Origin of the sequence: Paraburkholderia sp. IW21, from assembly GCF_041321145.1 — a bacterium.
GTDB lineage: Bacteria > Pseudomonadota > Gammaproteobacteria > Burkholderiales > Burkholderiaceae > Paraburkholderia.
The window spans coordinates 1-12,674 of record NZ_JBGGWA010000012.1; the positions used below are offsets into that span (position 1 = coordinate 1).

The window sequence follows — 12,674 nt, forward strand, 5'->3', positions numbered from 1 at the left end:
GTGCGGATTCCCGTGTGAAAGTAGGTAATCGTCAGGCTCCCCTGCATGGCCAGAAACCCCACCCCTCAAAGGTGGGGTTTCTGCGTTTACGGCAGCCGGAAGCTGTAACGAAAAAAATCCGGGCTGTAGCTTAGTCCGTAACGATGTAAAGCGCTAATCTGTCTGGCATGCGCGGCGTCCATAATCGGCCGCCCTCGTGAGATAACAGCGGTCGCAGCGCGCAAGCGCACTCGGCGTCTCGTCGTGCATTTTTGCTTCAATGCGCAGCGACGTCCTCGTCTCCAAAACGGGTAGTACGAACAGGCGCCACACCATCTGCCGCATCAGTCTTGCCGACTTCCACAAGCAACGCCTCGTCGCGCGCAATCACCTTCGGCAGATGGGTACGCAAAAACTCGACCCACGTCCGCGTCTTCGCGTCAATGAACTTGCGTGACGGATACAGCGCATAAACGTTCGTCTTCTGCAGCGTATATTCGGGCAACACGCGGACTAGCGTCCCATCACGCAATCCAGCGATTACCGCATAGAGCGGCACCATACCGATGCCCATTCCTTCGCGAATCGCGACGATCAGCGATTCCGCGATGTTCACGTGCACAGGTCCGTTCACTTCCATCATCTCGCTGCCATTGGGGCCGTCAAGCACCCATTCGTGGGGCGGAAACGCCGGCGTGTGCAAGATCAGACACTCGTGATGCGCCAGGTCGCTCGGCTGTTGCGGCGCGCCATGCGCACGCACATAGGCAGGCGATGCACACAGGATGCTGAAAGTTGTGCCAAGCGGGAGCGACACGAGCTCCGAATTGGGCAAAGTCGAGGCGGTGATCACCGCGACGTCGGCGCTGCCTTCGAATAGATCAGGCATGCGCTGCGACAACGTCAGCTCGACGGTCACTTCGGGATAAAGCGCGCGGTAGCGCGAGATAGCCGGCAGCACGTAATGTTGGCCGATGCTGGCAAAGCTGTGCATGCGTAACGCGCCGTTAGGACGCTCGTGCGCGCAACTTGCTTCTTCTTCCGCCGTATCAACGTCCGCAAGGATCTGCTGACATCGCTTCAGGTAACGTTCGCCCGCTGTGGTGAGCGCGAGCCGCCGCGTCGAGCGGTTCAGCAAGCGCGTACGCAGATGAGCTTCCAGTTCCGAGACCGCGCGAGACATCGCGCCGGTCGTCGAATTGAGCGACTGCGCGGCGGCGGTGAAACTTCCGGCTTCGACCACGCGCACGAACACTCGCATATTTTGTAACGTATCCATCGATCCTTCTATTTCACGGCTGAAGCCATATTGTCCGCCTGTCCCGCACGCGCATTGTTGTTCGTTCTGGAAGGGACGTTCCGCGCCCGTCGTATTAATGCGCGCAACGCATGCTCCTACAATCGGCGCCTTGCCTGCCGGTGTGCGGAGAGTTCATCGGCGCTTCTGTCAGCGATAAGCGGGGACGCGTTGCATTCTGATGAAACGCCAACATGCGATCAAACCGACGGCGGCTTCCCGCCAGCCGTGGAACGGTATGTTGCCAGCGCTCAGCGTGGCCATTCGCGACTGGGCCAACAGCGACGCTCTGATCTGGCTGCATCTGCTGAAAACCGTTACTGCGGGTCTCCTCGCACTGGGCATTGCGATGCTGCTGGATCTGCCGCAGCCGCGCATCGCGATGACGACAGTGTTTGTGCTGATGCAACCGTTCAGCGGCATGGTGCTCGCCAAGAGTTTCTACCGGATTCTCGGAACCGCCGTGGGCACGGTCGCGGCACTGGTACTCGGCGCGCTGTTCATCCAGCAGCGCGAGCTGTACATGCTCGGCATGATCGGCTGGGTGAGCGCCTGTATCGCTGCAGCGGTCCGGTATCGGCATTTCAGATGGTATGGCTTTGTACTGGCGGGTTACACCGCCGCCCTGATCGGCGTTCCGAATGTCTCGGCGCCACACGACCTGTTTCTGGCGGCGCTCACGCGCGCGGCGGAAGTGGCGCTCGGCATTGTGTGCTCGAGCGCGGTGAGCGCGCTGATCGCACCCCAGCGTTCCAGCCTTGCATTGCGGCGTGCGCTACAAATTCGATATACAAATTTTACTGCCTTCGCCTCCGACGTGCTGGGCCATGGCATCGAGCGTGGCCGGTTCGAGCGGCGCTTCGCGGACCTCGTCGACGAGATCGTCGGTTTCGAAGCGACACGCGCGTTTGCCGCTTTCGAAGATCCGGCCATGCGTTTGCGCAGCCAGCATCTGGGCCGGCTGAACGGCGAATTCATGGACGCGTGCGCGCGACTGCATGCACTGCATCAGCTGCTCAAGCGTCTGCGCGCCAATGGCCCGCGCTGGATGGTCGACGCCATCACCCCGTACTTCCACGAGCTATCGGCGCTGCTGGCGCCAAGCCGCGGCGGGAGCGTCACTGCATCGCACCTGGCAGCCCGTATGCGGCTCTTTCAGGCGAGCTTGCCACGACGTGTGCGCGAAACGAGACGGCCACTGGAAGCCGCGCCCGCTGAATCACTAGCGGACTTCGATACGGCCGCGGAATTGCTGTATCGGTTTGTCGACGAGTGGATCCGTTACTCGGAGACTTACGCGTCTTTGGCGCGGAGCAAGCCCGGAGGCCAGCAGCGCACCGTCGGCCGATACGTAAGTAAGACGAACGGCTTTGTCGTCGCGTTCACGTTCGCCAGATCGGCTGCGGTCATGGCGATAACCAGCTGGTTCTGGATTGCGACCGACTGGCCGAGCGGCGGTCTTGCGTTGATCGGCGCAGCGCTGGCCTGCGCATTGACATCCGCTGCGCCGAACGCGTCGAAGATGGCCGTTCAGATGGCAGTTGGTGCAGTACTGGCGACCATGGCTGGCTACCTTTTCACCTGCTACGTGTATCCCATGATCGACGGCTTTCCCTTGCTTTGCGCGATGCTCGCCCCGGTGCTCGCATTCGGCGCGTTCATCGCGCAAAGCAAGCTCGCGGCGGGATATGGCATCGGCTTTTCGGTGTTCTTCTGCCTGCTCGCCGGGCCGGACAACGTCGTCACGTATTCCCCCGATCTGCTGATCAACAACGGCCTAGCGATCACGGCATCGCTACTGTTGGCGGCGATCGTTTTCGCGGTGGTTTTCCCTGCCGACATGCCGTGGCTCATCGAGAGAACCATGGGTGATTTGCGCGCGCAAGTCGTGTCCGCGTGCAAGGACGACCTGCCAGGGCTCAATCAGCGCTTTCAGTCGAGCACACACGATCTGGCCTCGCAGTTGCGCATGCTGCTGACGCGCCGCTCCCGACGCCGCCGTGATGCCCTTCGCTGGATGCTTGCCACACTCGAAGTCGGTCACGCTGTGATCGATCTACGCAACGAAGCGGCTCGTGCCGACTACGCTGCAGTACTTCATCCACGCTGGAGCAGCAGCCTCAAGCATATCCGGGACGATCTCGCGCAGCTCTTCGCGCGGCCTGAAGCGCGTGGTCTCGAGCGGGCGCTCGTATCCGTGCGCTGTGCTACGTGGATAGCGCAGGACGTGCTGATAACCGTTTATGCCGACCGCAACAGGCGCCACGATCTGCAACGTATCCTGAGTTGCCTGCATTTCATTCGTACAGCGTTGCTCGACAAAGACGCGCCTTTCAACGCGCGTTGACCGATGCGCTTTGGATCGGCTGTTCGCCGCGATTCTTCTGCCAGATGGAAAGATCACTTCCGTTCCGCCCCGTTTATCTGCGTGAGTGGCGGTCATATAGTTTCATCACTGCCACGCAGTCCCCCAAGGGGATTGCCGGAGCGTACCCGGTAAGTACTGGAGAACGAAATGAAAGTGTTGAAGATTGCCCTGATTGCCTGCTCTTTGTTCGCTGCTGGCGCTCATGCACAAACGGCGCCGGTCGCCCCGAAGCAGCAGGTTGCGCAAGCGAATGGACAGCTCGCCAACAGCGTCGCCGCGCAAGCGCGCGTCGCTGCACTGGCGGCCAAAGCCGAAGAGTGCGTCGGCCCTGTGAGCTTCTGCAATATCTACTTTGGCAGCTAAATAGCGCCACGCGTAACACCAGCAGTACCTGCACGACATGTCGCCGGACTTTTGCGTGCGACGAAATGCCTGGCTGCGAAGCCGTCCTAATGAGACGCCGCGGCTGGTGCGACAATCTGGCTACTGAGCGAAGCACACCACAGACGTGCGCACCGGTAGACTGGACTGGTGATATGGAGAGACTCAGTTTCATGTATGAAGACCGGATTCGTTGTGCCGCGCTGCGCGGAAAAATCACTTCAGCCGCTGAGGCGGCGCTTCTGATTCAGGACGGCATGCGCGTCGGCGCCAGCGGCTTTACGCGCGCGGGCGACGCGAAAGCCGTCCCTGTCGCGCTTGCCGAGCGGGTGCGCCACGAAGGCAAGCCGCTGCAAATTACATTGATGACCGGCGCCTCGCTTGGTCATGATGTGGACCGCATGCTCACTGAGGCTCATGTATTGGCGCGCCGCTTGCCGTTTCAAGTGGACAAGACCCTGCGCGATGCGATCAACCGTGGCGAGGTGATGTTCGTCGATCAGCACCTCTCCGAAACGGTCGAGATGCTGCGCGCGAATCAGCTTGGCAAACTCGACGTCGCCATTATCGAAGCCGCCGCGATCACCGAAACCGGCGGCATTGTGCCGACCACCTCGGTCGGCAATTCGGCCAGCTTCGCGATCCTCGCCGACAAGGTCATCGTCGAAATCAATCTTGCCCAGCCGCTCGCTCTGGAAGGGCTGCACGACATCTGGATTCCGGGCCGCAGACCGAACCGCGAACCGCTGCCGATCGTGCGTCCGCAAGACCGCGTTGGCACGCCGGCGATCGAGATCCCGTTCGAAAAAATCGCGGCGATCGTGATCACCGATAAGGCGGACAGCCCGTCCACCGTTCTGCCCGCGGATACCGAAACCGAATTGATCGCCGGTCATCTGATTGAATTTTTCCAGCACGAGGTGTCGCGCGGGCGGATGTCCCGGCACTTGCCGCCGTTGCAGGCCGGCATCGGCACGATTGCCAACGCGGTGTTGGCCGGTTTTGCCGACTCGCCTTTCGAAGCCTTCGAAATTTACTCAGAAGTACTGCAGGATTCCACCTTCGACCTGATGGATGCCGGCAAGGTGACCTTTGCATCAGGTGCGTCGATCACGTTGTCGGCCGCGCGCCAGGTGCAGGTGTTCGGCGAACTCGAACGCTATCGCGATCGCCTGGTGTTGCGTCCGCAAGAGGTCAGCAACCATCCTGAGGTGATTCGCCGGCTCGGTCTGATCGCATTGAATACCGCGTTGGAGTTCGACATTTACGGTAACGTTAATTCCACGCACGTGGGCGGCACACACATGATGAACGGCATCGGCGGCTCGGGAGATTTCGCGCGTAATGCGTCATGCGCGATCTTTGCCACCAAGTCGATGGCCAAGGATGGCCGCATTTCGAGCGTCGTGCCGATGGTGCCGCACTGCGATCACAATGAACACGATGTGGACGTGGTCGTGACGGAACAGGGCCTCGCCGATCTGCGCGGCCTGGCGCCACGAGAACGCGCCACACTGATTGTCGAAAACTGCGCGCATCCGCTCTATCGCGATCTGCTTCGCGACTACTATCGGGACGCCTTGCAATGGGGTGGGCAAACGCCGCATCGATTGGACCAGGCTTTCGCATGGCATACGCGGCTGCGTGATACCGGCTCGATGCTGCCGGCAGTGGAAGCGGGTCTTTAAGCAGTTAAGCCGGCGTCAGGCGGCATTCGCCTCTGACGCCGTAAGGACATCAGGTGCTACGCTCAGGTACCACGCCGGATGAGCCGGATAAGAAACAACAGAATGACCGCGCCGATCACGGCAGTGATGATCGAGCCGATCCAGCCGCCGCCCAGCGAGATATGCAGCACGCCGGCAAGCCAGCCGCCAATGAACGCGCCGACAATCCCGACGATGATGTCGACGATCAGGCCGAAGCCTCCGCCTTTGACAAGCACGCCAGCCAGCCAGCCGGCGATCGCGCCGATGATGAGCCATGCAATGATGCCGTGTTCCATAATCGAGACTCCATGGTTGAGTGTGAAAAATTCACGGTGACAGAGCTTAGTCGAAGGTTATGGGACAGTCCATATTCAGGACGCGGAATTAACATTGTCTAAATCTATTGCCAGCTAAGTGTAGACGATGCGCGCGAATAGGGGGAACTTGCGCATGACGACTCACTCCGGCGAGGGCTCCGCTTCTCTAGCTGTCCAACTCACGCTCGATACACTCTTTTCCATGCTAATGCGGCTTGCCATCTGTTCTAGCTTCGACTGATCTTTCGGATGCAGCTTTAACGTCGCTGTCACGCGAATGCGTCCTGCATCGCCTTCGACGTCTTCGCTCGTGAGACTCTGGAACGACAGTGGCGTCGAATACATCGAGTTGGATACGGCGGTACGGATGTGAATCTCGTCAGCCTCCCTGCACACGATTGTCAGCACGTACTCACGCACCAGGTCGGCGTTCGAAACGGGCGTCGCGTTGATAGTACGGCTGACTTCACGCAGCACCGTATTGGTCAGCAGTACGACTGCGGTGCCGGCGAGCGCCGGGCCGTAATAGCCCGCACCGCACAGTACACCGACCGCCGCCGAGCACCATAAAGTCGCTGCGGTGTTGATCCCCTGAATGGAACCCTTGTCGCGCATGATCACACCGCCGCCGAGAAAGCCGACGCCGGACACGACATACGCGGCAATCTGCGTGATGCCGGCCGTGCCGTTGCCGGTCAGCACGCCGAGCGTAACGAACAGACACGCGCCGCTGGCGACCAGCGTGATGGTGCGTAGGCCGGCGCTGCGCTGGCGCATCTGCCGTTCGAGGCCGATCGCGACGCCGCAGGAGAAGGCGGCAAAGAGCCGCCAGACGAATTCAATTGTCATCGATAAGAAAGGTTAGGGCGCGTATTCGCACAGTGTGAACCCCACGCGTGACAGTGGTGCGTTCCGGATGTGGAACGCGGCTGGGGTCAGGCGTGGCGAGGCACGCGAGCCAGGGCTCGCGACGCAAACTCATGGAGCATGCGCAAGGCATCGAGCCATGCGGCGCTTCATTGGCAGTACGAGGGTATAGCGACGTGCACCGTCAGGCCCGAAGGCAAGACGGCGACAGGAAAAAGGCTGGCGCGGAAATCTTGCCGATCAGGCGATCGGGCGGATCGAAGCTCGACTGGTACTACTGCTACTGTCCAAGATCGTGATTCCGGTTAAATAAACTGGGCGAATTTTAGGCAGCTCTGTAAAGTTAAGTCAAGCCGGGATGAAGGAGGGCGGCGGGATCCGTTTTCGCATGATCGAGGAAATTTCTGCGGCGCACTCGGAATTTTCATTGCATAAATACGGACTCCGAATGTTGACGGTGTTCATCCCGGAAAACACACTGTTGGCACACTTCGAAACACGTCGTGCTGTTTTGGCGCTCAATCCGCGTTTCACTCCTTACGGTTTCGCCCAGGCATTGTTCGGTTGTCCTTGCGCTATGCCAGGCGCATCCGATCCGCACGACATCATCTCTTTTCGCTGTTCACCCCAATTGAGGAATGTATGAAAGATAAAGCTCTTGGCATCATTGCCGGCGCGTTGATTGCTGCCGCTCCGCTCGTGTCGTTTGCCGCTGGTCTGCCCGCGCCGTTTGAAGGCAGCAGCACGCTCCAGGCAGATGGTGTCGTCAAGTACGTGGACCAGGCGAAACATTCGGTGACGGTACTCGATGCGCAGGGCGGCGAAGCTTCGTTCAATATCACCGATACGAGCAATCTGGCGCAGATCAAACAGGGCGGCAAGGTCCACATCCGCATGATGCGCACCGCCATGGTCAGCGTAACGCGTGGTGCTGACGGTCACGGCGCGGCTGCTCAGCCGGTGCAGCAGAACACGGTACAGAACGTGGTTGCCGAAGTTCAGGCTGTCGACCACGCCTCGGGCATCATGGCCTTGAAGGGCCCGAATGGCGCGGTGTTTCATATCCAGGGTCGCGAGCCGGCAAAGGTGGCTAACGTGGCGCCGGGCATGCAAGTGTCGGTGGCATTTGCACCGCAAGTCAGCGTGGCTGTGGCTCCCGCGCAGTAACGCAATTGAACTGAAGCGGCGCGTTAGCGCCAAGGCGCGGTCGTCCTGTCAGGATGTCCGCGCTTTTTTACAGCTCAATCCAATATGACTTGGGACGCCGCTTGATTCGGCGCTCAATTTGATGCCCTTAGTCGGGCTCGCCGGGCACGAGGCGCAATCGCGTGATCTCAGAAGGCGCGCCAAGGCGCTTCGGCGGCCCCCAATAGCCGGTGCCGCGGCTCGTGTAGACCCACAGGCCATTCAGGCGCGCAAGACCGGCCGTGAACGGCTGCTGAAAGCGCACAAAGAAATTCCACGGGAAGAACTGGCCGCCGTGCGTGTGGCCGGACAACTGCAACGTGAAGCCTGCTGCTGCGGCGGCTTCAGCCGAGCGTGGCTGGTGGGCGAGCAGCACTTTGATCAGCACGTCACCAGGCGCGCCGGCGAGCGCCGCAACGGGATCGCTGCGATGTAACGGATCATGGTGACCCGCCGAGTAATCGGTTACGCCGGCAATCACGGCGCGCGCGCCGTCGTGGTCGACGATCACGTGCTCGTTAAGCAGCACGGTCAGTCCCAGACGCCGGAATTCGTCAATCCAGGCGTTCGCGCCGGCGTAGTACTCGTGGTTGCCAGTCACGAGGAACGCGCCATGACGCGCGCTGAGCCGTGACAGCGGCTGCGTGTGCCTGGTCAACTGGGGCACGCTGCCGTCCACTACGTCGCCAGTGACGGCAATCAGATCCGGCTTCAGACGATTCACCGCGTCGACGATCGCATCCACGTAACGGCCTTTGATGGTTGGGCCCACGTGGATATCGCTGATCTGAACGATCGTAAAACCGTCGAGTGCGGCCGGCAAATCGTCGATCGGCACCTCGATCGTGACCACCTTGGCGCGGCGTCGTGCGTTGAACAGGCCGACGAGCGTGGAGAGCAGCGCGAGCAACGGCACCGCCGCCGCGGAGCCGGTACGCCAGTGCGCGATGGCGATGGTGTTCGGCCAGATTGCATCGACGGTCAGCAGCGAAGCGAGAACCAGGTCGCGCACGAATGTCAGGACCAGCAACGACGAGAAGAAGCCCATCGCCAGCAGGCCGACCCACGCGAGCCGGTCGGCGAGCGGTTGCTGCTTGATGGTGCGCGCCAGCATGCCGAGCGGAATCAGAAGGATCGACGACACCAGCCATAACGCGCACAGCCATCGGCCAGCCGTATCGACCGGCATATCGGGAATCAGGCGGAAGCCGACGTAGATATGCAGCAGGATGCCAATCAGGATGATGCGAACAAGAAACGATGAGCGGCGCATAGAGAGGATAGGGGCGGGAAGGGGCCGACTCGAGCGGAGGAACGGCGGCAGCTCGTCAGCCGCAACTGTGAACTGGTAGGCGAGCCGAATCATTCTACCGACATGTGCAACCGCGTGCCGACGGCGCCAAATTCGCTTCGGAGGAAGGCGAACCAGTTCATGCCGGCGACTGCACACCGGTGCGGCATTGCAGCAATCTCCCTTACTGCACGAAGCCCGGGAAAACATTCGCGGCAACCTAATTAAATGGGCTTTGAATTGCGTTTCGCGTGGACTATTCTCAAAGAGAACCGGCTTATATCAGGGCCGTCGCGGCCCAAAGGCGGTTCGTTTTGTGGTCGGCAGAAGGCGAGGCAGGAGACGTATCATGAAACTGCTCAGATCAGGCAATCACGCACCCCACGTCCATCACGTGCATCACGTTGGACACGAAGGCAGTCACGTCATGCTGCCGTTGGTGGGCATATCGTTGATGGCGATCGCTTTGTACTTCGGCGTGCGTGACATCGACTTCTCCGAACTAGGCAAAAGCGCGTTGTTCGATGTGGTGATGGTGTGCGTCGCGCTGGGCATCGCGGGGCTGTTTGGCGTCGTCGGCGCGTGGTTGCGTTCCAATGGCGACGACGCCGAAGAAGGCTTCTGCTTTGTCGGAGCGTTGATCGGCGCAGTGGTGTTCTACGTGGCGCTCTTCAGATAAATGCACCGGCGGCCCAGACCCGTCAGACGATCCGCGCGGCTTCGTCGAAGGAGAAGCGCGGGCTGCGCGGGAACAGTTTCGATGCGTCGCCGTAGCCCAGATTGACCAGGAAGTTCGACTTTACGGTCGTGCCGGCGAAGAAGGCTTCGTCGACCTTGGCGGCGTCGAAGCCCGACATCGCACCCGTGTCCAGACCGAGCGCGCGGGCTGCGAGAATCAGATAGCCGCCTTGCAGCGTCGAATTGCGAAAGGCCGTATCCGCGATCGCCTTATCGTTGCCGGCGAACCAGCTGCGCGCGTCGGCATGCGGAAACAGTTTCGGCAGATGCTCGTAAAACGCCATATCCATCCCGACGATCACCGTGACCGGCGCCGCCATTGTTTTCTCGAGATTGCCCTGCGACAAGGCCGGACGCAGCTTGTCTTTACCTTCAGGCGTTTTCACGTAGACGAAGCGGCCAGGGCTCGAATTGGCCGAAGTCGGGCCGAGCAGCACAAGTTCGGTGAGCTGCTTGAGCGCGGTGTCGTCGACCGCTTTGGGCAGCCAGCCGTTATGCGTGCGCGCTTCGCGAAAGAGCTGATCTAGAGCCTGATCGGAAAGAATCATGGTGGTGGTCCGTTGAAGTAGCAGAGAGAGAAGACAAGATGACAGCGCAAGCCGCAGGCGTGAGCAGCGCTGTTGTTGCCGCCATAATAGCCAAGGTTTTCACTCGAGCACGCGTCGCGTGCGCAATCGCATCCAGGCAATCTCATGGCGGACCTTTTCGACGACCTTCCGGCGCCCGACGTGGACTGGTATCCCGACTGGCTGGCGCCCGCCGTCGCGGCGCACGCTTTAACGCAACTCATCGGCGAAGTCGAATGGCGTCAGGACATGATGGGCACGCCTGCCGGCCGTGTGCCGCTGCCGCGGCTGACTGCCTGGCAGGGCGAGCCGGACGCTGTCTATGTCTACTCCGGTATTCGTAACGTGCCGCAGCCGTGGACCGCCACCGTCGCCGGATTGAGGGTCGCCGCCGAGGCGGCCTGCAACACGCGTTTTAACAGCGTGCTGATCAACCGCTATCGCAGCGGCACCGACAGCATGGGGTGGCACGCCGACCGCGAGCCCGAACTCGGCGCACAGCCGGTGATAGCGTCGATCAGCCTAGGTGTGGCGCGCACTTTCGATTTGCGGCACAACAAGACCGGCGTCGTGCAGTCGTTTTCGCTGAAGGGCGGCAGCCTGCTTGTGATGAAAGGCGACACACAGGCCGACTGGCGGCACCGCGTGCCGAAAGAGCCGCGTGTGGCCGGCGAGCGAATCAATCTGACGTTCCGTTGGGTGACGCCGCGCGCGGCGCTCCGGAGTGCGCTCTAGCCGTTGGCCGTTAGCCGCTTGGGCGCGTGGGCGCTTGGCCCATCAGCCTATCATCCCGAAAGCCCGCTATACCGAAATTGATATCGCCGACGCGAATCATATGATTGGACGGGTAACGCCCTGGACACTACGCTACATCACGATCCACGCACCGAGAGGGCCGCAACGCTGGGCGGGTTCGATGGATCGCCTACACAACAACGATCAGGAGACAGTCATGGCGAATACACGACGCGCCGCATGTCGTGCGTTAGGTGCGCTCGCATTTTGCGCGGGCATCGGTGCGCTGACGCTGGCAACGCCGGGCGCTTATGCGCAAGACAAACAGATCACGCTCGGTTTCGCGCAGGTCGGCGCGGAAAGCGCATGGCGAACTGCCAATACCGAGTCGGTGAAGTCCGCGGCGGCGGACGCGAAGATCAAACTCAAATTCTCCGACGCCCAGCAAAAGCAGGAAAACCAGATCAAGGCGATCCGCTCCTACATTGCGCAGAAAGTCGACGTGATCGCGTTTTCGCCGGTGGTCGAATCCGGCTGGGAGCCAGTGCTACGTGAGGCCAAAGCCGCGAAGATTCCGGTGATTCTGACCGACCGCAACATCGACGTGAAGGACACCTCTTTGTACGTCACGATGATCGGCTCGGACTTCATGGAAGAGGGACGGCGCGGTGGGCATTGGCTCGCAGATCACTATAAAAATGACCCAGGTCCCGTCAACATCGCCGAACTGCAGGGAACGGTCGGCTCGGCGCCCGCCAACGACCGGCATTCAGGCCTGATCGAAGTGATCAAGAGCGATCCCAAATTCAAGATAATCGCGTCGCAAAGCGGCGACTTCACGCTTGCCGGCGGCAAGCAGGTGATGGAAGCGTTTATAAAAACTTATGGAAATAAAATAAATGTAGTTTATGCGCATAACGACGATATGGCGCTCGGCGCCATCCAGGCAATGGAAGAGGCCGGCATGCATCCGGGCAAGGACATCACCGTCGTCTCGTTCGATGCGACCAAGGGCGGCTTCCAGGCGATGGCCGCGGGCAAGATGAACGTCGATGTGGAATGCAGCCCGCTGCTGGGGCCGCAACTGATGTCGGCGGTCAAGGACGTGGTGGCAGGCAAGCCGCTGCCCAAGCGCATCCTGACGGAAGAGACCGTGTTCCCGATGAGCGTCGCGGCGCAGACTCTGCCGACACGCAAGTACTGATGCGAAGTACGCGAGATAATTAATTAGCGATCCCTAC

Annotated in this window: 13 protein-coding genes; 8 read left to right on the forward strand and 5 right to left on the reverse strand. The window is 60.7% G+C overall.

Annotation, left to right across the window (positions count from 1 at the left end; all coding sequences use genetic code 11):
- Positions 1 to 256: 256 nt before the first annotated feature.
- Positions 257 to 1,258 carry a LysR family transcriptional regulator gene (locus ACAX43_RS25280; RefSeq protein WP_370711141.1) on the reverse strand — a complete coding sequence of 334 codons (1,002 nt, stop codon included), beginning with the start codon at positions 1,256 to 1,258 and terminating at the stop codon, positions 257 to 259.
- Between the two features lie 199 nt (positions 1,259 to 1,457).
- Here ACAX43_RS25280 and ACAX43_RS25285 point away from each other — a divergent pair, with 199 nt between their 5' ends.
- From ACAX43_RS25285 to ACAX43_RS25295, 3 genes are all read left to right on the forward strand, one after another.
- A complete protein-coding gene (locus ACAX43_RS25285; RefSeq protein ID WP_370711142.1) occupies positions 1,458 to 3,623 on the forward strand; it encodes an FUSC family protein in 2,166 nt (721 codons plus the stop codon).
- Between the two features lie 168 nt (positions 3,624 to 3,791).
- Positions 3,792 to 4,007 carry a hypothetical protein gene (locus ACAX43_RS25290; protein WP_370711143.1) on the forward strand — a complete coding sequence of 72 codons (216 nt, stop codon included), beginning with the start codon at positions 3,792 to 3,794 and terminating at the stop codon, positions 4,005 to 4,007.
- A 191-nt stretch (positions 4,008 to 4,198) separates the two neighbouring features.
- Positions 4,199 to 5,713: an acetyl-CoA hydrolase/transferase family protein gene (locus tag ACAX43_RS25295; protein ID WP_370711325.1), complete on the forward strand. Its 1,515-nt coding sequence runs from the start codon at positions 4,199 to 4,201 to the stop codon at positions 5,711 to 5,713.
- Between the two features lie 62 nt (positions 5,714 to 5,775).
- On the opposite strand, the gene ACAX43_RS25300 is transcribed toward ACAX43_RS25295, so the two are convergent.
- Both ACAX43_RS25300 and ACAX43_RS25305 read right to left on the reverse strand, forming a co-directional pair.
- On the reverse strand, positions 5,776 to 6,030 hold the full coding sequence (locus tag ACAX43_RS25300) for a GlsB/YeaQ/YmgE family stress response membrane protein (RefSeq protein ID WP_007176844.1): 255 nt from the start codon (positions 6,028 to 6,030) through the stop codon (positions 5,776 to 5,778).
- A gap of 162 nt (positions 6,031 to 6,192) precedes the next feature.
- Positions 6,193 to 6,900 (reverse strand): MgtC/SapB family protein, encoded by a 708-nt coding sequence (locus ACAX43_RS25305; protein ID WP_370711144.1) that lies wholly within the window; start codon positions 6,898 to 6,900, stop codon positions 6,193 to 6,195.
- 406 nt (positions 6,901 to 7,306) lie between these two features.
- Between ACAX43_RS25305 and ACAX43_RS25310 the strand changes: the two genes are divergently transcribed.
- Together ACAX43_RS25310 and ACAX43_RS25315 are read left to right on the forward strand one after the other, a co-directional pair.
- Positions 7,307 to 7,564: a hypothetical protein gene (locus tag ACAX43_RS25310; RefSeq protein WP_370711145.1), complete on the forward strand. Its 258-nt coding sequence runs from the start codon at positions 7,307 to 7,309 to the stop codon at positions 7,562 to 7,564.
- Positions 7,561 to 8,085 (forward strand): hypothetical protein, encoded by a 525-nt coding sequence (locus tag ACAX43_RS25315; RefSeq protein ID WP_370711146.1) that lies wholly within the window; start codon positions 7,561 to 7,563, stop codon positions 8,083 to 8,085. Before ACAX43_RS25310 ends, ACAX43_RS25315 begins: the two co-directional genes overlap by 4 nt.
- 127 nt (positions 8,086 to 8,212) lie before the next feature.
- Here the strand turns inward: ACAX43_RS25315 and ACAX43_RS25320 are convergent, their stop codons facing one another.
- A complete protein-coding gene (locus tag ACAX43_RS25320; RefSeq protein WP_370711147.1) occupies positions 8,213 to 9,376 on the reverse strand; it encodes a metallophosphoesterase in 1,164 nt (387 codons plus the stop codon).
- A gap of 367 nt (positions 9,377 to 9,743) precedes the next feature.
- On the opposite strand from ACAX43_RS25320, the gene ACAX43_RS25325 reads away from it, so the two are divergent.
- Positions 9,744 to 10,073: a hypothetical protein gene (locus tag ACAX43_RS25325; RefSeq protein ID WP_370711148.1), complete on the forward strand. Its 330-nt coding sequence runs from the start codon at positions 9,744 to 9,746 to the stop codon at positions 10,071 to 10,073.
- A 22-nt stretch (positions 10,074 to 10,095) separates the two neighbouring features.
- Here ACAX43_RS25325 and ACAX43_RS25330 read toward each other — a convergent pair whose 3' ends face one another.
- Entirely contained in the window at positions 10,096 to 10,680 is a 585-nt protein-coding gene (locus ACAX43_RS25330; RefSeq protein WP_370711149.1) for a malonic semialdehyde reductase, read from the reverse strand.
- 144 nt (positions 10,681 to 10,824) lie between these two features.
- Between ACAX43_RS25330 and ACAX43_RS25335 the strand changes: the two genes are divergently transcribed.
- Together ACAX43_RS25335 and ACAX43_RS25340 are read left to right on the forward strand one after the other, a co-directional pair.
- Positions 10,825 to 11,433, forward strand: a complete 609-nt coding sequence (locus ACAX43_RS25335) for an alpha-ketoglutarate-dependent dioxygenase AlkB (protein ID WP_370711150.1) — start codon at positions 10,825 to 10,827, stop codon at positions 11,431 to 11,433.
- Between the two features lie 217 nt (positions 11,434 to 11,650).
- Complete coding sequence (locus ACAX43_RS25340) at positions 11,651 to 12,637, forward strand: ABC transporter substrate-binding protein (RefSeq protein WP_370711151.1); 987 nt, start codon at positions 11,651 to 11,653, stop codon at positions 12,635 to 12,637.
- The last annotated feature ends 37 nt before the right edge of the window (positions 12,638 to 12,674 follow it).

What these genes read in the sequence shown, in the direction of transcription:
- ACAX43_RS25295 (WP_370711325.1), top strand. Translation starts at nt 4,199, where the DNA reads ATGTATGAAGACCGGATTCGTTGTGCCGCGCTGCGCGGAAAAATCACT.
- ACAX43_RS25280 (WP_370711141.1), bottom strand. Translation starts at nt 1,258, where the DNA reads ATGGATACGTTACAAAATATGCGAGTGTTCGTGCGCGTGGTCGAAGCC.
- ACAX43_RS25310 (WP_370711145.1), top strand. Translation starts at nt 7,307, where the DNA reads ATGATCGAGGAAATTTCTGCGGCGCACTCGGAATTTTCATTGCATAAA.
- ACAX43_RS25305 (WP_370711144.1), bottom strand. Translation starts at nt 6,900, where the DNA reads ATGACAATTGAATTCGTCTGGCGGCTCTTTGCCGCCTTCTCCTGCGGC.
- ACAX43_RS25330 (WP_370711149.1), bottom strand. Translation starts at nt 10,680, where the DNA reads ATGATTCTTTCCGATCAGGCTCTAGATCAGCTCTTTCGCGAAGCGCGC.
- ACAX43_RS25320 (WP_370711147.1), bottom strand. Translation starts at nt 9,376, where the DNA reads ATGCGCCGCTCATCGTTTCTTGTTCGCATCATCCTGATTGGCATCCTG.
- ACAX43_RS25315 (WP_370711146.1), top strand. Translation starts at nt 7,561, where the DNA reads ATGAAAGATAAAGCTCTTGGCATCATTGCCGGCGCGTTGATTGCTGCC.
- ACAX43_RS25285 (WP_370711142.1), top strand. Translation starts at nt 1,458, where the DNA reads ATGAAACGCCAACATGCGATCAAACCGACGGCGGCTTCCCGCCAGCCG.
- ACAX43_RS25325 (WP_370711148.1), top strand. Translation starts at nt 9,744, where the DNA reads ATGAAACTGCTCAGATCAGGCAATCACGCACCCCACGTCCATCACGTG.
- ACAX43_RS25335 (WP_370711150.1), top strand. Translation starts at nt 10,825, where the DNA reads ATGGCGGACCTTTTCGACGACCTTCCGGCGCCCGACGTGGACTGGTAT.
- ACAX43_RS25340 (WP_370711151.1), top strand. Translation starts at nt 11,651, where the DNA reads ATGGCGAATACACGACGCGCCGCATGTCGTGCGTTAGGTGCGCTCGCA.
- ACAX43_RS25290 (WP_370711143.1), top strand. Translation starts at nt 3,792, where the DNA reads ATGAAAGTGTTGAAGATTGCCCTGATTGCCTGCTCTTTGTTCGCTGCT.
- ACAX43_RS25300 (WP_007176844.1), bottom strand. Translation starts at nt 6,030, where the DNA reads ATGGAACACGGCATCATTGCATGGCTCATCATCGGCGCGATCGCCGGC.